The following is a 21,784-nucleotide window of genomic DNA, read 5'->3' as shown; positions in this document are numbered from 1 at the left end:
GGAAGCGACTTCAGCCGCGACGCGCGAAAGCCGGAGCGTCCGACACACTGCAGTCGGGACGGAAGCCCCTCTCATACCCTCACGCGCAACGATGCGGCGGTGGAGGGTGGTAGTGGCCGACCGGGCATCATCGGAAGCCCGGTCGCGGCGGAAGCCGCTGCTACGGCGCAGCGCGACTCACTGCGCGTCGGGCTGGTTCTCCGGGCGCGCCGCCTCGAATGCCGGCAACGCCAGGCAGGCGCGCTCGATCCGTTCCAGGGTCGGGTAGACCTGCAGGTCCACGCCGAAGCGGCGCGCGTTGTACAGCTGCGGCACCAGGCAGCAGTCGGCCAGGCCCGGCTGCTCGCCGTGGCAGAAACTGCCGGTGTCGGGCGACTCGGCCAGCAACTGCTCCAGCGCGTCGAAGCCGGTCTGCATCCAGTGCCGCATCCACTCCTCGCGCTCGGGCTGCGGCACGTTCCAGGCGCTCTCGAAGAACTGCGCCACGCGCAGGTTGTTGAGCGGATGGATGTCGCAGGCGATCAGTTGCGCCAGGCCACGCACGCGGGCGCGGTCGATCGGCGCGTCCGGCAGCAGTGGCGGCTCCGGCCAGCGCTCGTCCAGGTATTCCAGGATCGCCAGCGACTGGCGGATCGGCTGGCCGTCGTGGCACAGGGTCGGCACCAGTTCCTGCGGGTTCAACCGCGCATATTCCGGCGAGTGCTGCTGCCCGCCGTCGCGCACCAGATGCACCGGCAGCGACTGGTAGGCCAGACGCTTGAGCTCCAGCGCGATGCGCACCCGGTACGCGGCGCTGGATCGCCAGTAGGTGTAAAGCTGCAGTGCCTCGTCCATGCCCGCCTCCGTCTGCGCAATCGACAACGATACCGGTGGACAGCGGCGTCGCGGCGCCGCCGGTCGCCCCGGTAGCGCCGCCGGCCGGGTCAGGGCAGCGGTGCCTGCTCGATGCGCTGCTCGATCGCGCCGAAGATGCTGACTCCGTCACGGTCCAGCATCTCGATCCGTACCACGTCGCCGAAGGACATGTACGGGGTACTCGGCTTGCCGTCGCGCAGGGTTTCCACGGTGCGCTGCTCGGCGAAGCAGGAGGCGCCGCGCGTGGTGTCCTGGTTGGCGATGGTGCCCGAGCCGACCACCGCGCCGGCCGCCAGCGGCCGGGTCTTGGCCGCATGCGCGACCAACTGCGCGAAATCGAACTGCATGTCCTCGCCGGCTTCCGGCGCGCCGAACCAGGCGCCGTTGATGTGGGTCAGCAGCGGCAGGTGCACCTTGTTGCCCTGCCAGGCCTGGCCCAGTTCGTCGGGGGTGACGAACACCGGCGACAGCGCCGAACGCGGCTTGGACTGCACGAAGCCGAAGCCCTTGGCCAGCTCCGGCGGAATCAGGTTGCGCAGCGACACGTCGTTGACCAGGCCGATCAGTTGGATGTGCGCGGCGGCCTGCGCCGGGCTGACCGCCATCGGCACGTCGTCGGTGACCACCACGATCTCGGCCTCCAGGTCGATGCCGTAGTCCTCGCTGACCACCTTGACCGCATCGCGCGGGCCGTAGAAGCCGGCGCTGACCGCCTGGTACATCAGCGGATCGGTGTAGAAGCTCTCCGGCACCTCGGCGCCGCGCGCACGGCGCACCCGCTCGACGTGCGGCAGGTAGGCGCTGCCGTCGAGGAATTCGTAGGCGCGCGGCAGTGGCGCCGCCAGCGCCGCCATGTCCAGGTCGAACTGGCCGTCGGCGCTGCCGTCGTTGAGCGACTCGGACAGGGCGTTCAGACGCGGGGCGAGGTTGCTCCAGTCCTCCAGCGCGCGCTGCAGGGTCGGTGCGATGCCGGTGGCGCGCACCGCGCGGGTCAGATCGCGGGACACGACGATCAGGGTGCCGTCGCGACCGCCTTCCTTCAGGGAACCTAGCTTCATGTCCGTCCAGTGCTGGGGGCTGAGCCGGCGATTGTACGGCCAGACGCCTGCTTGGTTTCAACTGAAACGGACACCACGTTTGTGCAGCGCGCCAATTCAGGTAGACTATGTCGGTCTGCATGCGGCCGTCCGTTTCCCTCAGGGACAGCCGGCGAGGCCAGGATCGCAACGATCCGACTCGCCCGCCCCGCCCGACGCCTTTCGTGGTGCCGACGAACCCCAGCCTCGCGCTGCGGGTTGATCCACCCTCTCGCAGCGCGGTTCACGGGAACGCTCCGAGCCTCACCTACTTGCGCCTGCGCGCCGGGTCCGTCCCGGCGTCGGCGCGTTATCCGGAGCATTCTCATGTCGTTCGAATCCCTGGGCCTTGCGCCCTTCCTGCTGCGCGCGTTGGCCGAGCAGGGCTACGAAACCCCCACCCCGATCCAGGCGCAGGCCATTCCCGTCGCCCTGGAAGGCCATGACCTGATGGCCGGCGCGCAGACCGGCACCGGCAAGACCGCCGCGTTCGGCCTGCCGCTGCTGCAGCACCTGGGCACCTCGCCGCAGCCGGTCAGCAGTGGCGGCCCGCGCAAGCCGCGCGCACTGATCCTGACCCCGACCCGCGAGCTGGCCACCCAGGTGCACGACAGCCTGCGCGGCTACAGCAAGTACCTGCGCATCCCCAGCACCACCATCTACGGCGGCGTGGGCATGGGCAACCAGCTCGACGCGCTGCGCCGCGGCGTGGACCTGCTGATCGCCTGCCCGGGTCGCCTGCTCGACCACCTGGAGCGTCGCAGCGTGGACCTGTCGGGCATCGAGATCCTGGTGCTGGACGAGGCCGACCGCATGCTCGACATGGGCTTCCTGCCGTCGATCAAGCGCATCCTCGCCAAGCTGCCCAAGCAGAACCGGCAGACCCTGCTGTTCTCGGCCACCTTCGAGGAAGGCATCAAGCAGCTGGCCCGCGAGTTCATGCACGATCCGCAGGAAATCCAGGCCACCCCGAGCAACACCGTGGCCGACACCATCACCCACCGCGTGCACCCGGTGGACGGCGCGCGCAAGCGCGAACTGCTGCTGCACCTGCTGGCCGCAGACTCGCGCAAGCAGACCCTGGTGTTCGCCCGCACCAAGCACGGTGCCGACAAGCTGACCATGTTCCTGGACAAGTCCGGGCTGAAGACCGCCGCGATCCACGGCAACAAGAGCCAGGGCCAGCGCCTGCGCGCGCTGAGCGACTTCAAGGCCGGCCGCATCACCGTGCTGGTCGCCACCGACATCGCCGCGCGCGGCATCGACATCGACCAGTTGCCCAAGGTCATCAACTACGATCTGCCGATGGTCGCCGAGGACTACGTGCACCGCATCGGCCGCACCGGCCGCAACGGTTCGACCGGCGAGGCGATCTCGCTGGTGGCGCAGGACGAGGCCAAGCTGCTGCGCGCGATCGCGCGCATGCTCAAGCGCGAGATGGACATCCGCGACGTGCCGGGCTTCGAGCCGGTCACGCCGATCCGCTGGGGCAACAACAACCCGCCGGACGAGCGTCCGGGCGGTGCCCGTCCGCCGCGTCGCGGCAGCCATGCCCGTCGCGGCCATGGCGATGCGCCGGCGCACGCGCATGCGCATGCCGGCAGCAAGAAGCCCGGCGGCAACCACGCCGACGGCGCCCGCCGCCAGGGCCAGGGACGCCGGCAGGGCAACGGCGGCAACCGTCCCGCCGCGCCGCGCTGATCGCAGCGCCCGTACAGCGCTGCCGCGTCACTCGACAAGCCGCCCTTCGGGGCGGCTTTTTCGTTGCGTGGTCCCAACGCGGGCACAGGCACGGCGTCGCCGTGCGATGCCTGCCGCGGGCCACCGCCGCTGCATCGCCTCGACCCGCGCGCGACCGCGCCGCTCCCGCCCCTGCCCGTACAATGCCGCCCATGGATATCTTCAAAGTCTTCACCCTCGAAGCCGCACACCGCCTGCCCAACGTGCCGCCCGGCCACAAGTGCGCGCGCTTGCACGGGCACTCGTTCCGCATCGAGCTGCACGTCAGCGGCGAACCCGGCGCCGAGAGCGGCTGGGTCATGGATTTCGGCGACATCAAGGCGGCCTTCCGCCCGCTCTACGACCAGCTCGACCACCATTACCTCAACGACATCGAGGGCCTGGACAACCCCACCAGCGAACGCCTGGCGGTGTGGATCTGGGACCGGCTCAAGCCGGCGCTGCCGCTGCTGAGCGAAGTGGTGGTCCATGAAACCTGCACCTCCGGCTGCCGTTATCGCGGTCCGGGTTGAAAGGCTGGGAATGGGGAGTGGGGAATCGCAAGGGCGGCACCGCGGTGGCTGAGCGTTTGCGATGCCGCCTGCCCGTGCGTCGTAGCGCGCATTGGCGCTTGCCAGAAACCCAGAGGCGCCTTGCCGAGCCCCGGGAAATTGCGCCAAACCATTGATCCGGAAGGTAGATTGAACGCATCCTGAGCGGCTTCAGAAAATTTTGTTGCATCGCAGCAGAATGGGCGTATGTTGCACTGCAACAGCAGTCGGCATTCCAACGGAGTTGCATGATGTCCGCTCAATTCAACGATCAGTTCAGCAGCTACACCCAGCAGTTCGCCGCTGCCGCGGCGCGTGCCAACCGCCTGGCGCTGGAGAGCGCCGAGAGCGTGTTCGGCGTGCAGTTGAAGACCTTCGAGAAGAACGTGTCGGCCACCACCGGCTTCCTCGGCGAACTGACCGAGGCCCGCGATCTGGGCACCGTGCAGGCGCTGTGGCCGAAGGGCCTGCAGATCGCCCGCGACAACTTCGAGCGGCTGGCCACGGCCAACCAGGAAGTGTTCGGCCTGGGCCTGAAGACCTCCGAGGCGATCGGCCAGCTGGCCAAGCACCAGTTCGAGGCGGCGACCGAACAGGCTGCGCCCAAGGCCAAGCCCACCGCCAAGTAATACCGTTTTCGACGTCGCTGCGGTTCGCCGCCCGACGCACGCTCGGTCTGCATGGGTCCCTCCCCCCGTGCAACCCCAGGCCCGGTAGATCCCTCCCTCTACCGGGCCTTTTTTATGGACGGGATTCGGGAGTGGGGATTGGGGATTTGTCGATCCCGCGCGTCCCGGCGTTCCTGGTTTCCTTCATGGGAGAGGCTTCAGCGCCGATGCTCTGCTCGAAACCGGTAGATCTCTTCTTCTACCGGCTTATGCGCGTGCTTCGGGAGTGGGAGCGAACATTCGGGACGAGCCCGATCCCGCCGTCGGGATGCCTGCCTGTGGGAGGGGCTTCAGCCCCGACGCGTCATCGGCAAGGCGTCGGGACTGAAGTCCCTCCCACACAAGCCGGCAGCGCAGCGCGCGTCTCGGCAGCGGCTCAGTCCGGCGACATTCCCGCCCACGGCTGCAGCTCCGCCGCCAACTGCGCGGCCTGCGGTTGCGGCCGGTACGGCAGGCGGCCCCAGCACGGCATCGGCAGACGCGCGCGCAGCATCGCCATGTTGTCGTCGATGCGCTCCATCGCCGGGTCGATCTCGTTGCCGATCCAGCCGATGCACTGCAGGCCGTCGGCGGCGATCGCCGCGGCGCTGAGCCGGGCATGGTTGAGGCAGCCCAGGCGCAGGCCGACCACCAGCACCACCGGCAGTCCCAGCGCGCGCGCCAGATCGGCCTGATCCAGCGTCGCCGACAGCGGCGCCGCCCAGCCGCCGACGCCCTCCACCACCACCACGTCGGCCTGCGCGCGCAGGCGCTCGAAGGCTGCGGCGATCGGCGCCAGTTCCAGTTGCACGCCGGCATCGGCGGCGGCCAGTTCCGGCGCCAGCGGCAGCGGCAGCGCGTAGGGATTGAGATCGGCGTAGGCCGGCCGCGGCGCGCTCGCGTCCTGCAGGGCAAGCGCGTCCTCGTTGCGCCAGCCGTCAGCGTCGCGGCTGCAGCCGCTGGCGACCGGCTTCATGCCCACCGCGCGCTGACCACGCGCGCGCAAGGCATGCAGCAGCGCGGTACTGGCGATGGTCTTGCCGATGCCGGTATCGGTGCCGGTGACGTAGAAGGCGGGAACAGCCATGCAAAAACCCTGTCGGTTGGCCGGCGGGACGCGCGGCGGCGCGCAGGATAGCCGGGCGCGTCGCGCGCGTCAGCCGCCGCGGTGCCGGCGGACGCAGCGCGCTGCTAGACTCGCGCGATGTTCGCCTCGTCCTCGCTCACCGGCAGCAAGCCGGAACAGTACGCCCAGTTGCTCGACCAGGCCCGTGCCCTGGTCGCCGGGGAGCCCGACCGCATCGCCAATGCCGCCAATCTGGCCGCGCTGGTGTACCACGCGTTGCCGCGGCTGAACTGGGTCGGTTTCTATCTCTACGACGGCAAGGAACTGGTGGTCGGCCCGTTCCAGGGCCTGCCCGCCTGCGTGCGCATTCCGCTGCACAAGGGCGTGTGCGGCGCGGCCGCCAGCAGCGGCCAGACCCAGCGCATCGACGACGTGGAGGCGTTCCCCGGACACATCGCCTGCGATTCCGCCTCGCGCTCGGAACTGGTGGTGCCGCTGCTGCGCGACAGTGCGCTGGTCGGCGTGTTCGACCTGGACAGCCCGGACCTGGCCCGCTTCGACGCCGACGACCAGCGCGGCCTGGAAGCGATCGCCCAGGTCTTCATCGACAGCCTGCGATGAGCACGGCCAAGCTGCGCAACATCGGCCCCAAGAGCGCGGCCTGGCTGCGCCAGGTCGGCGTGCGCACGCAGCAGGACCTGGAGGCGGCCGGCGCGGTCGGCGCCTTCGTCAAGGTCAAGCGCGCCGGCTTCAAGCCCAGCCTCAACCTGCTGTACTCGCTGGAAGGCGCGCTCAGCGGCTGCCACTGGCAGGAACTGTCCGAGGCGCGCCGCGCGCAGTTGCTGGGCGAGCTGGAAACCGCAACGGCGGCGCTGCCGGCACAGCGCGGCCTGCCGGTCGCCGGGCCGGTGGCGACGACCCATTTCGACCGCGACGACACGCGCGGCGACGATGACGCCGACGGCGCCTACGCGCACGACACGCACGAAACGCCGATGGACGACCATCACGGCGACGACGACGGCCACGGCACCCACGCCGACTAGGGCGTTGCCGCATCCGCAAGCATGCCGCGCCTTGATTGCGCATGCCTGTGACAACGCAGAACGTGGATGTGAGTCCGCGCCCGAGCGACGACGCGAGCACGGACGCGCGCGATCACAGCCCTTCGGGCGGAGTCTGGCCGGCATGTCGCCTGCGCCGCGCGGCCCGACCTGACTACCCCTCGGCGCTACGCCGCGCAATACCGGTGGTGCGCCTGCCAGACCCAAAGCCGCATCCCCGGGATGGATGGGCATGCCCTACCCCGCGCAGCCAGCGGCGATCGCGTACAATCGCGCCGCTTCAAGGTGACCCACCGGCTCCGGCCAGCGGGTTGAAACGGGAAGCCGGTGCGTCTTGCGACAAGGCCGGCGCTGCCCCCGCAACGGTAAGCGATCCGCGCTGACGACTTTCGCCACTGTGCCACGGCATGGGAAGGCGTCGCAGCCGGGAGGTCCGCCTCCCCGATCGCCAGCCCGGAGACCGGCCTTGCAGCTCACTGGTTGCGATGCGGAGGGCGTCGCGGCGTGCCGCGCCGCGTTCGGCGCCGTCCGCTTGCACCTTCCGTTCGCGACTCCCTCGCCGTCACAGCGCGCAGCCGCGCGCCGGAGTTGCCACCCATGTCGTCCCGCCTGCTTTCGGTCGCGATCGCGTCCGCCCTGTCCCTGCCCGCGCTGGCCCACGCCGCCGACGCCGCCACCGATCTCGACCAGGTCCTGGTCACCGCCACCCGCACCCAGATCTCGGTGGAGGACAGCGTGGTCCCGGCGCAGGTCATCGACCGCGCGGAGATCGAGCGCAGCCAGGCCACGTCGCTGGCGCAGCTGCTGCAGGGCCGCGCCGGCATCGGCATCTCCAACCAGGGCGGCCTGGGCAAGCTGACCACGCTGAGCCTGCGCGGCAGCGAATCGGACCACGTGCTGGTGCTGGTCGACGGCGTGCGCATCGGCTCGGCCAGCGCCGGCCTGGCCGCGTTCCAGGACCTGCCGCTGAGCCAGATCGAGCGCATCGAGATCGTGCGTGGCCCGCGGTCGAGCCTGTACGGCTCCGACGCGATCGGCGGCGTCATCCAGATCTTCACCCGCCGCGGCGGTCAGGGCTTCCAGCAGAACCTGAGCCTGGGCGGCGGCAGCCACGGCCTGCGCGAGGCCGGCGCCGGCTTCAGCAACCGCGGCGAGCGCGGCTGGCTGGCCGTGCAGGGCGGCTACCAGGAGACCGACGGCATCAATGCCTGCAACGGTTCGGCCACGCTGTTCGCCGGCTGCTTCGTCGACCAGCCCGACCGCGACGGCTACCGCAACGTCTCGCTGAGCGCGCGCGGCGGCTACGCGCTGACCGACACGCTGCGCATCGAAGGCCAGGCGCTGAACATCGACAGCCGCAACGAGTACGACGGCGATCCGCTGTTCGCCGGCAACGAGGCCGACAACACCCAGCAGGTGTTCGGCGGCAAGCTGGACTGGACCCCGTCCGATCGCCTGCACCTGGCCGCGCAGCTCGGTCGCAACGTCGACGACGCCGACAGCTACTACCGTGCCCCCGGCGCGCGCACCCGCAGCTTCGTCAGCACCTTCGACAGCCGCCGCGACACCGCCGCGCTGCAGGGCGACGTCACCCTGGCCGAAGGCCACCTGCTGAGCGTCGGCAGCGACTGGCAACGCGAGCACGTCACCAGCACCACCGCCTTCGACGTCGACAGCCGCGACAACACCGGCGTGTTCGCCGAGTACCAGGGCCGCTTCGGCGCGCAGCAGGTGCAGGCCAGCGTGCGCAGCGACGACAACGAGCAGTTCGGCGAACACACCACCGGCAGCCTCGGCTGGGGCCTGGCGCTGGCGCATGGCCTCAAGCTCACCGCCAGCGTCGGCACCGGCTTCAAGGCACCGACCTTCAACGATCTGTACTACCCGTTCGCCGGCAATCCGGAGTTGAAGCCGGAGCGCTCCAAGAGCGGCAACCTGGGCGTGGCGCAGTACGCCGACAGCTGGAACTGGACCTTCAACGCCTACGAGACCCGGGTCAAGGACCTGATCTCCTACGACGCGGTCAGCTTCCTGCCGGTCAACGTGGACGAGGCGCGCATCCGCGGCGCCGAATTGACCGGCTATGCATTGTTGGCCGGCTGGGAACTGTCGGCGCAGCTGAGCCACACCGACCCGCGCAACCGCAGCGATGGCGACAACCGCGACAACTGGCTGGCGCGCCGCGCGCAGAACACCGCGCGCCTGGACGTGGATCGCGGCATCGGCCCGGTCAAGCTCGGCGTCACCGTGTTCGGCAGCGGCCACCGCTTCGACGATGCGGCCAACCGCGTACGCCTGGCCGGCTACGGCACCGTCGACCTGCGCGCGGAATACGCGTTCACCCCGGACTGGACGCTGCAGGCCAAGGCCAGCAACGTGTTCGACCGCGACTACCAGACCATCAACTGGTACAACCAGCCTGGCCGCGAGTACGCGCTGACCCTGCGCTACGCGCCGGCGGCGCGCTGAGTCGGCGTCCCGCGCTGCGCCGGCGGGCGTGGCGCGGGGCAGCCCGCACGGAAAACACGCGCGTCTTTTTTGCAGGAGCGGCTTCAGCCGCGACAGGCTTTCCCGCGAACTCCCGTCGCGGCTGAAGCCGCTCCTACGAAAGGCGGCATGTGCGACCACGTCGGATGTAGATGCGCGCATTCTCAACGCAGGCATGCGCCACGCATCGCGCAATTGGTCGCTCGCGATAAGGGCCGCTGGCTGTCGAACGCAAACACCCGCCTTCGTGCTCATGCATCGCCGCACAAACCTTACAGTTCGGCGCCCGCTACGCGCCCGTACCCTCACCCCAACCCCTCTCCCAGGGGGAGAGGGGCGTAATGCGTCATGGGTTGTGGGAGCGGCTTCAGCCGCGACGGGCTTTGCCGGGAAAGCCTGTCGCGGCTGAAGCCGTTTGTACGAAAGAGCTGGATCTTCGCGCTGCGCCGGGGCGCTGCGCAGCGCCTCAGCGCAACTGCAGCAGCTCGCGCAGGTCGTCCATCAGCAGCACCACGTCGGCGGTGGCCAGATCCAGATCGCGCGGATAGCCGTAGCGCACCAGCGCCACCGGCATGCCGGCCGCCTGCCCGGCCTGCAGGTCGGTCCCCGAATCGCCGACCATCAGGCAGCGTGCCGGCGGTTGCGCGAACTGCTGTGCCAGGTGCAGCAGCGGCACCGGGCTGGGCTTGCGTTCGGGCAGGCTGTCGCCGCCCAGCACCGCAGAGAACAGATCGGCCACGCCCAGATGGCGCAGCAGCGGCGGCACCATCGCCGACGGCTTGTTGGTGCACAACGCCAGCGTCACCCCGTCCGCGTGCAGTTGCGTCAGCGTCTCGGCCGCGCCGGGATACAGCCGCGGACTGCGCAACAGGCATTCGGCGTAGTGGCGCATGAAGGTCGGCATCACCGTCTCGAGTGGCGTGGCGTCGCCGGCATGCCGCCAGGCGATCTCGACCAGCTTGCGCACGCCCTCGCCGATCCAGCCGAGCACGGTCGCCTCCGGCACGCGCGGCAGGCCGAAGTCGGCCAGCGTGCGGTTCAACGCCTCGGCGATGTCGGCGCCGCTGTCGACCAGGGTGCCGTCCAGGTCGAACACCACCAATGCGTAGGGGAACGTCATATCGTGCCAGTGCGGGAGGGGGAAGTGCGCATTGTAGGTGGGGCAAGGCTGGTATGCGGTCGCGACAAGGCCGATCAGCATGACCAGACGATGAAGTCGGTGTTCCAATCCTTGCAGCATGCCCCTGTGGGAGGGACTTCAGTCCCGACGCGGAAGAGGCGAAGGCCGCGTTTCCGGTTCGCTCGCGTCTCCCTTGGCTTTCAATCCACGCCGGTAACCGTGCGACTGGAGCTGGTGCCTGTCGTGGCTGTCCCGGATCGGGTTTCAATCCACGCACACTTAAGGGCAGGACTGCGACAGACGCTGCCTATGGTGCAGCCGTTCCTATTTCGACCTCTGCACCGGTGAAGGTGCGGCTGCCAACTCGGCATCCTCAACGGCTACAACAACCCGTTTCAATCCACACGCCAGGCACAACACGATAAGCCCCCCGCGCGCGACCAGCTCAACCGAACAAGCGCCCCTGCGCCTGTCCCGGCTCGCGTTCGTGGAAGCCGGACAGGCCCACGCCGACCAGGCGGTAACGGGTGGACGTCGGCAGGTCCACGCGCTCGCGCAGCGCAAGGGCGATGTCGATCAAGGCCTGCAGCGAATCCGGCGGCTGCTCCGGAGTGAAGCTGCGGGTGAGGATGCGGAACTGCGCGGTCTTCAGCTTCAGCACCACCGTGCGCGCGATGCGGTCGGTGCGGCGGGTGGCGTTCCAGGTCCTCTCGGCCAGTTGCCGGATCGCCGGCTCCAGTGCGTCCAGCGCCAGGTCTTCGGCGAAGGTGTCTTCGGAGGAAATCGACTGCACCGGCTGGTCCGACTCCACCGGGCGTTCGTCGATGCCGCGCGCACGCTGGTACAGGCGCAGGCCGAAGCTGCCGAAGCGCGCTTCCAGTTCGGCCTCGCCGCGCGCGCGCAGGTCGCCGACGGTGGCGATGCCCAGTTCCGCCAGCTTGGCCTCCATCACCTTGCCCACGCCGGGCACCTTGTTCACCGGCAACGGCGTCAGGAACGCGTCCACGCGATGCGGACGGATCACGAACTGGCCGTCGGGCTTGCGCCAGTCCGAGGCGATCTTGGCCAGGAACTTGTTCGGCGCGATCCCGGCCGAGGCGGTCAGCGCGGTTTCCTCGCGGATCTGCGCGCGGATGGTCTGGGCGATCTCGGTGGCCGTGCGCAATTCGCCCTTGGGCGCGGTGACGTCCAGGTAGGCCTCGTCCAGCGACAGCGGCTCGATCATGTCGGTGTGGCGCTGGAAGATCTCGCGCACCTGCCGCGACACCGCCTTGTAACGAGCGAAATCCGGCGGCACGAAGATCGCGTCCGGGCACAGCCGCTCGGCGCGCAGCGCCGGCATCGCCGAGCGCACGCCGAACACGCGCGCCTCGTAGGAGGCGGCGCACACCACCGAGCGCATGCCGCGCCAGGCCACCACCACCGGCTTGCCGCGCAGCGCCGGATCGTCACGCTGCTCCACGGACGCGTAGAACGCATCCATGTCGACGTGAATGATCTTGCGCATCGACCCCATACCCTACGCCTGCGAACGGTGCGCGCATGATAAGCCCCGCACTGCGCACGGGCTGAGAATGCGCGCCTTGATCCGGCGCAGTGCGCGCGCCGCCGCAGATGCCGACACTACGCGTGCGTACGGATAAAACGTTTGATTGAACGCGCAAGGCTCATGCACTCTTGCGCGCCTCGACTGTCTCGCCTGGGAATGTTCCGCTCATGAGTCGTCTGTCCTCCTATTCTCGCGAGCAATTGCTCGCCAGCGCACGCGGCGAGCTGTTCGGCGCCGACGCCGGGCGCCTGCCCAACGACCCGATGCTGATGTTCGACCGCATCGTCGCCATCGACGAGACCGGCGGCGCGCACGGCAAGGGCGTGATCCGCGCCGAACTGGATATCCGCCCGGACCTGTGGTTCTTCGGCTGCCATTTCATCGGCGACCCGGTGATGCCCGGCTGCTTGGGCCTGGATGCGATGTGGCAGTTGACCGGCTTCTTCCTGACCTGGCTGGGCGCACCCGGCCGTGGCCGTGCGCTGGGCGTGGGCGAGGTGAAGTTCACCGGCCAGGTGCTGCCCACCGCCAGGCAGGTGGTCTACGAGATCGACATCAGCCGGGTGATCAACCGCAAGCTGGTGATGGCGGTGGCCGATGGCCGCATGTCGGTGGATGGGCGCGAGATCTATACCGCCAAGGACATGCGCGTGGGCCTGTTCACTTCGACGGAGGCATTCTGATGCGGCGCGTGGCAATTACTGGGATGGGCATCACTTCATGCCTGGGCAACGACCTGGACAGCGTGTCGCGCGCATTGCGCGAAAGCCAGTCCGGCATCCGCCATAACCCGCAGGCGGTGGAAGCCGGCCTGCGCAGCCAGGTCGGTGGCGATGTGCAGTTGGACCTGGACGCGGCGATCGACCGCAAGCTCAAGCGCTTCATGGGCGATGCCTCGGCCTACGCCTACCTGGCGCTGCGCGATGCACTGGCCGATGCCGGCCTGGACGAGGCGGCGATCAGCGATCCGCGGATCGGCCTGATCGCCGGCTCCGGCGGCGGCTCCAGCCACTGGCAGGTGGAAGCGGCGGACCTGCTGCGCAACCGCGGCGTGCGCAAGGTCGGCCCGTACATGGTGCCGCGCACGATGTGTTCGGCGGTGTCGGCGAGCCTGGCCACCGCGTTCAAGATCAAGGGCGTGAGCTACTCGCTGTCGGCGGCCTGCGCGACCTCGGCGCACTGCATCGGCGCGGCGGCGGACCTGATCCGCCACGGCCAGCAGGATGTGATGTTCGCCGGCGGCGGCGAAGAGCTGGACTGGACCATGAGCCTGATGTTCGACGCGATGGGCGCGCTGTCCACCGGCTTCAACGACACGCCGGCGGTGGCGTCGCGGCCCTACGATGCCGCGCGCGACGGCTTCGTCATCGCCGGCGGCGGCGGCATGCTGGTGCTGGAGGACTACGAGCGCGCGGTGGCGCGCGGGGCGCGCATCCATGCCGAACTGGTCGGCTACGGCGTGACCTCCGACGGCGCCGACATGGTCGCCCCGTCCGGCGAAGGCGCGGTGCGCTGCATGCGCATGGCGCTGCAGGGCGTGGATGCGCCGATCGACTATCTCAACACCCACGGCACCTCGACCCCGCTGGGCGATGTCACCGAGCTGGATGCGGTGCGCGCGGTGTTCGGCGATGCGGTACCGCCGCTGTCCTCGACCAAGGCGCTGTCCGGGCATTCGCTGGGCGCAGCCAGCGTGCACGAGGCGATCTACTGCCTGCTGATGCTGCGTGACGGCTTCATCGCCGGCTCGGCCAACATCGACACGCTGGATCCGCGCGCGGAGGGTTTCCCGATCGTGCGCGAAAGCCGCGACGCCGCGTTGCGCACGGTGATGTCCAACAGCTTCGGCTTCGGCGGCACCAACGCCGCGCTGGTGTTCGCCAAGGCCTGAGCCGGGCCACGCATGCACGGTGCCGGCAACGGCATCGCGCCGCGCGTCAACGCTCCAGTTGCCTGACGTCTTGGCGCCCGGCGCTATCGTCCTTGTGCGCTTCCGGCTTGGCCGGTGGCGCTGAAGGCGGTGGCGGTGGCGGTGGCGGAGGCGGTGGTGGTGGTGGTGGTGGCGAACTCGGCTTCGGCGGATGCCGCTCGACCCATTGGATCGTCGCCGGCGACGGCGGCCAGGACGGCGATGCCGACGGCGCGGACTCAGGCGGCGGCACGGGCGTCAGGCCCATCGCTTCGCGCTGGCGGCGGTCGTCGTCCTGGCGTTGCAACTCCTTCGCCAGTTCCTTGTTGTAGCGGGGATTGAGCGCGTCCGGCGGCGGGATCCGATGCATCTGCTCGCCAGGCGGCGTCCATTGCGGCGTGGCGCTCACGGCTTCGGACGCGGAGGCAGGCCGCGGTGGTGGCGCCCGCCATTGCGGCGCCAACTGGCGCTGCAGCGGGGCCGGAATCTGCGCCGGGCCGGCCGCGGTCGCGGTACTTTCGAGCGATCGATAGCGCGCGCGTTCGCGCGCCCACGGCTGACCGCGATAGTGCGTGTCCCAATAGCGGTCCAGCGCAAAGCCGACCGTGGGCACGCCGGGTGCAACGCCCTGTTCCTGGGCGTTGAAGTCGATCGCGCCGGCCGGCAGCCAGCCGCGTTTCTCGCGCCAACTGACATCGCACCAGGCCCAGTCGCGGGTGCAGCCATGTACCCGCAACGCCTCGTCGGTGACCGGGGTGGCCACGCGCGGATACTCCGGTGCGGGGCCGGCACGCAGGCTGGCGCCGATGCGCACCGTGCCGCTGCCATCCTGCGCCAACGCCGGCGCGGCCATGCCCAACAGCAACGGCGTCCACCACCCTGCTCGCTTCATGCGGTCCTCCTTGTGCAGTGCGGCAGTGTCCTGCGCCGCGATTGCGGCGACGAAGATCGCCGTGCCGCTGCGCTTTGTTCTAGCACAGAGGAGCCGGGATTGGGGATTGGGGATGACCAGCCTGTGGCTGTTGAAAGCGGGGATTGGGGATTGGGGATTGGGGATTGGGGATTGGGGATTGGGGATTGGGGATTGGGGGCGGCAGCGTGCTGTGCGGAGCCAGATCATTGGCAAGCGATTTTCTGTAGGAGCGGCTTCGGCGGCGACAGGCGTTACCGGTAATGCCCCGTCGCGGCTGAAGCCGTTCCTACAACAAAGCCAGAAGCGCGAGGAATGCCATGCACTCGCGAAAAATTACAAATCCCCAATCCCAACTCCCGAATCCCCGCTTACCCCGCCATGCCGCTGTGCCGCAGCAGCGCCTCCAGCTCCGGCCCGCGGCCACGGAAGGCGGTGAAGTTCTCCAGCGCCGGACGGCTGCCGCCGCGCGAGAGGATCTCGCGCAGGAAGCGCGCACCGGTGGCGGGCAACTGGTCGGGCGCTTCCTCGAACGCCGCATAGGCGTCGGCGCTGAGCACCTCGGCCCATTTGTAGCTGTAGTAGCCGGCCGCATAGCCGCCGGCGAAGATGTGGCTGAACTGGTGCGGGAAGCGATTCCAGGCCGGCGGCCGGTTCACCGCCACTTCGTCGCGCACGCGCTCGAGCAACTGCAGCACGCTGTCGGTCTGCGCATCGAAGCCGTGGTGCAACTGCATGTCGAACAGCGCGAACTCGAGCTGGCGCACGGTGAACATGCCGCTCTGGTAGTTCTTCGCCGCCAGCATCTTGTCGAACAGCGCGCGCGGCAGCGGCTCGCCGCTGTCCACGTGGGCGGTCATCGCCTGCAGGCGCGGCCATTCCCAGCAGAAGTTCTCCATGAACTGGCTGGGCAGTTCCACCGCATCCCATTCCACGCCGTTGATGCCGGCCACGCCCAGTTCGCCGACCTGGGTCAGCAACTGGTGCAGGCCGTGGCCCATCTCATGGAACAGGGTGGTGACTTCGTTGTGGGTGAAGGTGGCCGGCTTGCCGTCGCTGCCGCGGCCGAAGTTGCACACCAGGTACACCAGCGGGGTCTGCACGCCGTCGGCGCGCTCGCGGCGATTGCGGCAATCGTCCATCCAGGCGCCGCCACGCTTGCCTTCGCGCGCGTACAGGTCCAGATAGAACTGCCCGACCAGGCGCCCCTGCGCGTCGCTCAGGCGGAAGAAACGCACGTCCGGATGCCACACCGGCGCGCTGTCGGCCTCCACGCGCAAGCCGTACAGGTCGTGGATCAGGCCGAACAGGCCGTCCAGCACCTTGGGCTCGGTGAAGTAGCGCTTCACTTCCTGCTCGGAGAAGCTGTAGCGCGCCTGCTTGAGCTTCTCGCCGGCATAGGCCAGGTCCCAGGCTTCCAGCGTGTCCAGGCCCAGATGCTCGCGCGCGAATGCCTCCAGCTCGGCGCGGTCGCGCTGCGCGTAGGGCTTGGCGCGTACGGCCAGATCGTGCAGGAACGCCAGCACCTGTGCGGGATCCTGCGCCATCTTCGTGGCCAGCGAATACTCGGCGTAGCTGGCGAAGCCGAGCAGCGCCGCCAGTTCGCCACGCAAGGCGAGGATGCGACCGATCGCCGCGCTGTTGTCCAGCGCCGCATCGCCGAACTCCGAGGCGCGGATCGCGTTGGCGCGGTACAGCGTCTCGCGCAGCGCGCGATCCTCGGCGTACATCTGCACCGGCAGGTAGCAGGGCATCTGCAGGGTCAGCTTCCAGCCCGCCTTGCCATCGCGTTCGGCCGCTGCGCGCGCGGCGGCAATGCTGTCCTCGGGCAGGCCGGCCAGGCGCGCCTCGTCGTCGATCAACAGCGACCACGCGTCGGTGGCATCGAGCACGTTCTGCGAGAACTTGGCCGACAGCGCCGACAGTTCTTCCTGGATCGCGGCGAAGCGCTGCTTGTCGGCCTCGCCCAGTTCGGCGCCGCCCAGGCGGAAATCGCGCAGCGCGTTGTCCAGCACCTTGCGCTGCGCCGGGCCGAGCGTGGCCGCCTCCGGCGAATGCGCCAGCGTGCGGTACTGCGCGAACAGCGCCAGGTTCTGCCCCAGCGCGCTGGAGAAGCGCGTCACCTTGGGCAGGTTGGCGTTGTAGGCCTCGCGCAGCGCCGGCGTGTTGACCACCGCCTGCAGGTGGCCTACCTGGCCCCAGGCGCGCCACAGGCGCTCGGTGGCGTCGTCCAGCGGCGCCACGAAGTTGTCCCAACGCACCGGCGCCACGGTCTCGGCGGTGGCCACCGCAGCCTCGGCCTGCGCCAGCAGGGTGTCGATCGCCGGGCCGATGTGCTCGGGCTGGATCGCATCGAAGCGCGGCAGGCCGGAAAAATCGAGCAGGGGATTGGTCATCGCGGAAGTCTCGGTCACGGAAGGAAGGTCGGCGGCGCCGGCCATGGCAGTGAGATGGCGGTCAGTCCAGCGCGGCACAAGGCAGCGGCGGCAACCCGGCGCCGGCCACCGCCGCGGCCAGCTGCGCATCGGCCTGGTCCACATCGATGCCGTGCTCGGCGTACCACTGCGGCCGGTAGTAGCTGTGCACGTAGCGCTCGCCGCTGTCGCACAGGATGGTGACGATGGCGCCGCTGCGGCCCTGCTCGCGCATGCGCGTGGCCGCCTGCAGCACGCCGACGAAGTTGGTGCCGGTGGAGCCGCCCACGCGCCGGCCCAGGCGCGCGCTGACGTAGCGCATCGCCGCCAGGCTCAGCGCGTCGGGCACCTTGACCATCGCATCCACGCAGCTGGGGATGAAGCTCGGCTCCACCCGCGGCCGGCCGATGCCTTCGATGCGCGAGCCGCCGGTGCTTTCCAGGCCGGCGTAGTCGCGCCCGGCCAGCGCCTCGCGGTAGCCGTCGAAGAACAGCGACACCTCCGGGTCCGCGCACAGGATGCGGGTGGGATGGCGCCGGTAGCGTACGTAGCGCCCGAGCGTGGCCGCGGTGCCGCCGGTGCCGGGGCTGCACACGATCCAGGCCGGGATCGGATGCGGCTCCTCCTGCATCTGCCGGAAGATCGATTCGGCGATGTTGTTGTTGGCGCGCCAGTCGGTGGCGCGTTCGGCGTAGAGGAACTGGTCCATGAAATGGCCGCCGGTCTCGCGCGCCAGCTGCACCGAATCGGCATGCAGGTCGCAGGCGCGCCCGACCAGATGGCAGCGCCCGCCCTGGAACTCGATCGCGGCGATCTTTTCCGGCGAGGTCGTCGCCGGCATCACCGCGATGAACGGCAGCCCCAGCAGGCGCGCGAAGTACGCCTCGGACACCGCCGTGGAGCCGCTGGAGGCCTCGATCACCGGCCGCCCCTCGCGCAGCCAGCCGTTGGCCAGCGCGTACAGGAACAGCGAGCGCGCCAGGCGATGCTTGAGGCTGCCGGTGGGATGGCTGGATTCGTCCTTGAAATACAGGTCGATGCCGGGGAAACCGGGCAGGTCCAGCGGGATCAGATGGGTGTCGGCCGAGCGATTGAAGTCGGCTTCGATCTTCTGGATGGCGGCGGCCACCCAAGCGCGATGGGTCATGGCGGTGCGGGAGCGGAGAAACCGCGCCCACGATACACGCCCGGCACGCGCCCGGGTCATGCGCGACCGTGGCCGCCACGCCGGCGTTCACCCGGCGTGGCACGGCGCCGGGGCGGCGCTCAGCCGGCGGCCACGCTGAAACCGGCGTCGGCGATCGCCTGCTCCAGCGCGGCCACGTCGATGCGCGCGGGGTCGTAGTCGATGCCCACGCGCCCGCCCTCCAGCACCACCGTGCTGGCGCTCACGCCCGGGCAGGCGTCCAGCACCCGCTGCAGCCGCGCGCTGCAGCCGCCGCAACTCATGCCGTGGACGAGGAGATCGAGATGTTGCATGTCAGGCTCCAAAGTGAAGAAATCGAACACGCGCTCACTGCGCACGCCAGCGATTCAGCAGCAGCGCGTTGCCCAGCACCGAGACCGAACTCAGCGCCATCGCCGCGCCGGCGATCACCGGGTTGAGCAGGCCGAACGCGGCCAGCGGGATGCCCAGGCCGTTGAAGACGAAGGCGAAGAACAGGTTCTGGCGGATCTTGCGCACGGTCGCCGCGGACAGGTCGATGGCGGCGGCGACGCCGGCCAGGTCGCCGTGCATCAGCACCACGTCGGCCGCCTCGATGGCGATGTCCGAACCGCTGCCGATGGCGAAACTGACGTCGGCCGCGGCCAGCGCCGGGGCATCGTTGATGCCGTCGCCGACCATCCCGACGTGCGCGCCCGGCACGGCCTGCAGCTGGCGCACATGCGCGGCTTTGTCCTGCGGCAGCACCTCGGCCTGCACCTGCTCGATACCGAGCCGCGCGGCCACCGCCTGCGCCGCATGGCGGTTGTCGCCGCTGAGCATGGTCACGGCGATACCGCGCGCCTGCAGCAACGCCACCGCCTCGGCGGCGTCCTCGCGCAGCGGATCGGCGATGGCGATGTAGCCGGCCACGGCGCCGTCCACCGCCACCCCGACCACGCTCTGGCCCTGCGCCTGCGCCGCCTCGGCCTGGCGGCGCAGCGGCGGGTCGGCCGGCACGGCGACCAGGCCATCGAGCCACGCCAGCGCCCCCAGCACGACCTCGCGCCCGTCCACGCGGCCGCGCACGCCCTGCCCCGGCAGCGTCTGCACTGCCTCGGCCAGCGGCGCCGGCACGGCCGCGCGCACGCCCAGGTCGGCGGCGCGCTGCACGATGGCGCGCGCCAGCGGATGCGCCGAGCCGGTTTCCAGCGCCGCGGCCAGGCGCAACAGCGGCGCGGCCTCGGCCTCGTCGGCGACCAGCACCGCGGTCACCTGCGGCTGGCCCAGGGTCAGGGTGCCGGTCTTGTCGACCACCAGCGCGGTCAGCGCACGGGCGCGTTCCAGCACCTCGGCGTCGCGGATCAGGATGCCGGCGCGCGCGCCGACGCCGGTGCCGACCATGATCGCGGTCGGCGTGGCCAGGCCCAGGGCGCACGGGCAGGCGATCACCAGCACCGCCACCGCGTGCACCAGGGCGTCGGCGAAGCTGCCGCCCAGCGCCCAGGTCGCGCCCAGGGTGATCGCGGCGATGGCCAGCACCGCCGGCACGAACACCGCGGCGATGCGATCGACCAGGCGCTGGATCGGCGCGCGCGAGCCTTGCGCGGCATCGACCATGCGCACGATCTGCGCCAACAGGGTGTCCGCACCGACACCGGTGGCCCGCGCGCGCAACAGGCCGAGCTGGTTGACCGTGGCCGCATGCAGGCGGCTACCCGGTGCCTTGGCCACCGGCAGCGCCTCGCCGGAGAGCATCGCCTCGTCCACGCTGGAGTGGCCGTCGAGCACCTCGCCGTCGACCGGCACGCGCTCGCCGGCAGCGACCACGAACACATCGCCGACCGCCAGTTCCGCCGCATCCACCTCCACGATGACGCCGTCGCGCTCGACCCGCGCAGTGGTCGGCGCCAGGTCGAGCAGCGCGCGCACCGCCGCGGTGGTGCGGCGCTTGGCACGGGCCTCGAGCAGGCGCCCGAGCAACACCAGGGTGATGACGCTGGTGCTGGCCTCGAAGTACACGTGCTGGTCGTGCAGGCCGGCCACGGTGACCACGGCGCTGTACAGATAGGCCATGCCGGTGCCCAGCGCGACCAGCACGTCCATGTTGGCGCTGCCGTTGCGCAGGGCGCGATAGCCTGCACGGTAGAAGCGCGCGCCGATCCAGCACTGCACCGGTGTCGCCAGCAGCCACTGCAGCCAGCGCGGCAGCGGCTCGGCATGCGCACCGCGCAGGGCGTCGCCATCCAGCATGCCGAGCATCTGCCCCCAGAACGGCAGGGTCAGCAGCACCGCCGCTGCGAACATTCCCAGCTCGCGCCGCCAGGCGCGGCGCTCGCTGCGGTCGCGCTCGGCCAGCTGCTCGGGGTCCATGGCCTGCGCGACGCGCGCGCCGAATCCCGCACGGGCGATCCGCGTGATCAGCTCCGCCGGCGCGACCGCACCGTTCACGATCTCCACCCGCGCCTTGGCCGAGGCCAGGTTGGCGTGGCCGGCGAGCACGCCCGGGGTCTTCGCCAGCACCGCATCGATCGACGCCACGCAGGAGGCGCAGTGCAGGCCGCTGAGTTCCAGGGTCAGGGTCTGGGTCGGCACGCTGTAGCCGGCCTGCTGGATGCGCTGCAACAGTGTCGGCAGGTCCACTTGCTGCGGGTCATAGTCGACCTGCACGCGCGCCCCGGCATAGCTGGCCTGCGCCGCGACCCCGGGCAGGCGCTGCAACGCCTTCTCCACGCCGGCCGCGCAGGCAGCGCAGGTCATGCCCTGCACCGGCAAGGTCAACGAGGCGGTGGCGCGGTCCGCGCTCATCGCGGCGGCTCGCCGGCGGCATCGCCGCGGATGTCGCCCAGGATCGGGCAGGCGTCCGGCGCACCGCGGCCGGGACACTCCTCGACCAGCATCGCCAGGGTGTCGCGCATCTCGGTCAGTTCGGCGATGCGCCGGTCCAGCGCCTGCAGGCGCGCGCTGGCGCGCTGCTTGATGCCCTCCACGCCGTGCACGCGATCGTCCTGCAGCGCCAGCAGCTCGCCGATCTCCTCCAGCGAAAAGCCCAGTTCCTTGGCGCGGCGGATGAAGCGCACCCGCTGCACCGCCGCGGCGTCGTACTCGCGGTAGCCGGAGGCGCGGCGCGGGGCGGGCGGCAGCAGCCCCTGGCGCTCGTAGTAGCGCACGGTATCGATGGCGACGTCGGCCTGGCGGGCGAGCGCGCCGATGGTGAAGCGGACGGTGGCGGGATCGGATCGCATGCGCACACCCTACTCCCTGGAGTCGGGT

Annotated in this window: 19 protein-coding genes and 1 riboswitch; of the genes, 8 read left to right on the top strand and 11 right to left on the bottom strand. The window is 70.1% G+C overall.

The genetic code is table 11. From position 1 onward, the window contains the following. Nucleotides 1-177 precede the first annotated feature (177 nt). Both maiA and FHR66_RS00985 read right to left on the bottom strand, forming a co-directional pair. Nucleotides 178-834 (bottom strand): maleylacetoacetate isomerase, encoded by a 657-nt coding sequence (maiA, locus tag FHR66_RS00990; RefSeq protein ID WP_160968861.1) that lies wholly within the window; start codon nt 832-834, stop codon nt 178-180. Nucleotides 835-923: 89 nt separating this feature from the next. Next, the gene (locus FHR66_RS00985; protein WP_160968859.1) at nt 924-1,913 is read right to left on the bottom strand and encodes a fumarylacetoacetate hydrolase family protein; all 990 of its coding nucleotides are present in this window, start codon (nt 1,911-1,913) and stop codon (nt 924-926) included. Between the two features lie 345 nt (nt 1,914-2,258). On the opposite strand from FHR66_RS00985, the gene FHR66_RS00975 reads away from it, so the two are divergent. The 3 genes from FHR66_RS00975 (at nt 2,259) to FHR66_RS00965 (ending at nt 4,830) form a co-directional block, all read left to right on the top strand. Next, nucleotides 2,259-3,632, top strand: a complete 1,374-nt coding sequence (locus tag FHR66_RS00975) for a DEAD/DEAH box helicase (RefSeq protein WP_167087274.1) — start codon at nt 2,259-2,261, stop codon at nt 3,630-3,632. Nucleotides 3,633-3,823: 191 nt separating this feature from the next. Further along, nucleotides 3,824-4,183 carry a 6-carboxytetrahydropterin synthase QueD gene (gene queD, locus FHR66_RS00970; RefSeq protein WP_017916250.1) on the top strand — a complete coding sequence of 120 codons (360 nt, stop codon included), beginning with the start codon at nt 3,824-3,826 and terminating at the stop codon, nt 4,181-4,183. Between the two features lie 269 nt (nt 4,184-4,452). Continuing rightward, nucleotides 4,453-4,830: a phasin family protein gene (locus FHR66_RS00965; protein WP_160968855.1), complete on the top strand. Its 378-nt coding sequence runs from the start codon at nt 4,453-4,455 to the stop codon at nt 4,828-4,830. Between the two features lie 415 nt (nt 4,831-5,245). On the opposite strand, the gene bioD is transcribed toward FHR66_RS00965, so the two are convergent. Next, nucleotides 5,246-5,935 (bottom strand): dethiobiotin synthase, encoded by a 690-nt coding sequence (gene bioD, locus FHR66_RS00960; protein WP_160968853.1) that lies wholly within the window; start codon nt 5,933-5,935, stop codon nt 5,246-5,248. Nucleotides 5,936-6,052: 117 nt separating this feature from the next. Between bioD and FHR66_RS00955 the strand changes: the two genes are divergently transcribed. The 3 genes from FHR66_RS00955 (at nt 6,053) to btuB (ending at nt 9,447) form a co-directional block, all read left to right on the top strand. Continuing rightward, nucleotides 6,053-6,535 (top strand): GAF domain-containing protein, encoded by a 483-nt coding sequence (locus FHR66_RS00955; protein WP_160968851.1) that lies wholly within the window; start codon nt 6,053-6,055, stop codon nt 6,533-6,535. Next, entirely contained in the window at nt 6,532-6,960 is a 429-nt protein-coding gene (locus tag FHR66_RS00950) for a TfoX/Sxy family protein (protein ID WP_160968850.1), read from the top strand. The genes FHR66_RS00955 and FHR66_RS00950 overlap by 4 nt, the downstream gene beginning before the upstream one ends. Nucleotides 6,961-7,244: 284 nt before the next feature. Next, a riboswitch (cobalamin riboswitch) is annotated at nt 7,245-7,461 on the top strand. A gap of 114 nt (nt 7,462-7,575) precedes the next feature. After that, nucleotides 7,576-9,447 carry a TonB-dependent vitamin B12 receptor gene (btuB, locus tag FHR66_RS00945; protein ID WP_160968849.1) on the top strand — a complete coding sequence of 624 codons (1,872 nt, stop codon included), beginning with the start codon at nt 7,576-7,578 and terminating at the stop codon, nt 9,445-9,447. A gap of 484 nt (nt 9,448-9,931) precedes the next feature. Here btuB and gph read toward each other — a convergent pair whose 3' ends face one another. Together gph and dinB are read right to left on the bottom strand one after the other, a co-directional pair. Beyond that, nucleotides 9,932-10,585 carry a phosphoglycolate phosphatase gene (gene gph, locus FHR66_RS00940; protein ID WP_160968848.1) on the bottom strand — a complete coding sequence of 218 codons (654 nt, stop codon included), beginning with the start codon at nt 10,583-10,585 and terminating at the stop codon, nt 9,932-9,934. Nucleotides 10,586-11,030: 445 nt separating this feature from the next. Next, the gene (gene dinB / locus FHR66_RS00935) at nt 11,031-12,092 is read right to left on the bottom strand and encodes a DNA polymerase IV (RefSeq protein ID WP_160968847.1); all 1,062 of its coding nucleotides are present in this window, start codon (nt 12,090-12,092) and stop codon (nt 11,031-11,033) included. Between the two features lie 209 nt (nt 12,093-12,301). On the opposite strand from dinB, the gene fabA reads away from it, so the two are divergent. Then, on the top strand, nt 12,302-12,817 hold the full coding sequence (gene fabA / locus FHR66_RS00930) for a 3-hydroxyacyl-[acyl-carrier-protein] dehydratase FabA (RefSeq protein WP_160968846.1): 516 nt from the start codon (nt 12,302-12,304) through the stop codon (nt 12,815-12,817). Further along, complete coding sequence (fabB, locus tag FHR66_RS00925) at nt 12,817-14,025, top strand: beta-ketoacyl-ACP synthase I (protein WP_160968845.1); 1,209 nt, start codon at nt 12,817-12,819, stop codon at nt 14,023-14,025. The genes fabA and fabB overlap by 1 nt, the downstream gene beginning before the upstream one ends. 46 nt (nt 14,026-14,071) lie before the next feature. On the opposite strand, the gene FHR66_RS00920 is transcribed toward fabB, so the two are convergent. The 6 genes from FHR66_RS00920 to FHR66_RS00895 form a co-directional block, all read right to left on the bottom strand. Beyond that, nucleotides 14,072-14,935, bottom strand: a complete 864-nt coding sequence (locus FHR66_RS00920) for a hypothetical protein (RefSeq protein WP_456361717.1) — start codon at nt 14,933-14,935, stop codon at nt 14,072-14,074. A 389-nt stretch (nt 14,936-15,324) separates the two neighbouring features. Continuing rightward, nucleotides 15,325-17,349, bottom strand: a complete 2,025-nt coding sequence (locus FHR66_RS00915; protein ID WP_160969198.1) for a M3 family metallopeptidase — start codon at nt 17,347-17,349, stop codon at nt 15,325-15,327. 61 nt (nt 17,350-17,410) lie between these two features. Next, entirely contained in the window at nt 17,411-18,514 is a 1,104-nt protein-coding gene (locus FHR66_RS00910; RefSeq protein ID WP_160969200.1) for a PLP-dependent cysteine synthase family protein, read from the bottom strand. Nucleotides 18,515-18,633: 119 nt separating this feature from the next. Next, a complete protein-coding gene (locus FHR66_RS00905) occupies nt 18,634-18,846 on the bottom strand; it encodes a heavy-metal-associated domain-containing protein (protein ID WP_184448460.1) in 213 nt (70 codons plus the stop codon). A 34-nt stretch (nt 18,847-18,880) separates the two neighbouring features. Further along, nucleotides 18,881-21,319, bottom strand: coding sequence for a heavy metal translocating P-type ATPase (locus FHR66_RS00900; RefSeq protein ID WP_167087272.1), 2,439 nt, complete (start codon nt 21,317-21,319; stop codon nt 18,881-18,883). Then, nucleotides 21,316-21,756 carry a heavy metal-responsive transcriptional regulator gene (locus FHR66_RS00895; RefSeq protein ID WP_160969204.1) on the bottom strand — a complete coding sequence of 147 codons (441 nt, stop codon included), beginning with the start codon at nt 21,754-21,756 and terminating at the stop codon, nt 21,316-21,318. Before FHR66_RS00895 ends, FHR66_RS00900 begins: the two co-directional genes overlap by 4 nt. Nucleotides 21,757-21,784 lie beyond the last annotated feature (28 nt).

The organism is Xanthomonas sp. F4, from assembly GCF_011761895.1.
The sequence above is the reverse complement of the archived record's forward strand: the minus strand, read 5'-3'. Positions and strand labels throughout refer to the sequence as shown.

Excerpts from the sequence above, each read along its gene's own strand:
- FHR66_RS00900 (WP_167087272.1), bottom strand. The coding sequence starts at position 21,319 with ATGAGCGCGGACCGCGCCACCGCCTCGTTGACCTTGCCGGTGCAGGGC.
- bioD (WP_160968853.1), bottom strand. The coding sequence starts at position 5,935 with ATGGCTGTTCCCGCCTTCTACGTCACCGGCACCGATACCGGCATCGGC.
- fabB (WP_160968845.1), top strand. The coding sequence starts at position 12,817 with ATGCGGCGCGTGGCAATTACTGGGATGGGCATCACTTCATGCCTGGGC.
- FHR66_RS00955 (WP_160968851.1), top strand. The coding sequence starts at position 6,053 with ATGTTCGCCTCGTCCTCGCTCACCGGCAGCAAGCCGGAACAGTACGCC.
- dinB (WP_160968847.1), bottom strand. The coding sequence starts at position 12,092 with ATGCGCAAGATCATTCACGTCGACATGGATGCGTTCTACGCGTCCGTG.
- btuB (WP_160968849.1), top strand. The coding sequence starts at position 7,576 with ATGTCGTCCCGCCTGCTTTCGGTCGCGATCGCGTCCGCCCTGTCCCTG.
- FHR66_RS00975 (WP_167087274.1), top strand. The coding sequence starts at position 2,259 with ATGTCGTTCGAATCCCTGGGCCTTGCGCCCTTCCTGCTGCGCGCGTTG.
- FHR66_RS00920 (WP_456361717.1), bottom strand. The coding sequence starts at position 14,935 with ATGAAGCGAGCAGGGTGGTGGACGCCGTTGCTGTTGGGCATGGCCGCG.
- FHR66_RS00895 (WP_160969204.1), bottom strand. The coding sequence starts at position 21,756 with ATGCGATCCGATCCCGCCACCGTCCGCTTCACCATCGGCGCGCTCGCC.
- FHR66_RS00910 (WP_160969200.1), bottom strand. The coding sequence starts at position 18,514 with ATGACCCATCGCGCTTGGGTGGCCGCCGCCATCCAGAAGATCGAAGCC.
- FHR66_RS00915 (WP_160969198.1), bottom strand. The coding sequence starts at position 17,349 with ATGACCAATCCCCTGCTCGATTTTTCCGGCCTGCCGCGCTTCGATGCG.
- fabA (WP_160968846.1), top strand. The coding sequence starts at position 12,302 with ATGAGTCGTCTGTCCTCCTATTCTCGCGAGCAATTGCTCGCCAGCGCA.
- gph (WP_160968848.1), bottom strand. The coding sequence starts at position 10,585 with ATGACGTTCCCCTACGCATTGGTGGTGTTCGACCTGGACGGCACCCTG.
- FHR66_RS00965 (WP_160968855.1), top strand. The coding sequence starts at position 4,453 with ATGTCCGCTCAATTCAACGATCAGTTCAGCAGCTACACCCAGCAGTTC.
- queD (WP_017916250.1), top strand. The coding sequence starts at position 3,824 with ATGGATATCTTCAAAGTCTTCACCCTCGAAGCCGCACACCGCCTGCCC.
- FHR66_RS00905 (WP_184448460.1), bottom strand. The coding sequence starts at position 18,846 with ATGCAACATCTCGATCTCCTCGTCCACGGCATGAGTTGCGGCGGCTGC.
- maiA (WP_160968861.1), bottom strand. The coding sequence starts at position 834 with ATGGACGAGGCACTGCAGCTTTACACCTACTGGCGATCCAGCGCCGCG.
- FHR66_RS00950 (WP_160968850.1), top strand. The coding sequence starts at position 6,532 with ATGAGCACGGCCAAGCTGCGCAACATCGGCCCCAAGAGCGCGGCCTGG.
- FHR66_RS00985 (WP_160968859.1), bottom strand. The coding sequence starts at position 1,913 with ATGAAGCTAGGTTCCCTGAAGGAAGGCGGTCGCGACGGCACCCTGATC.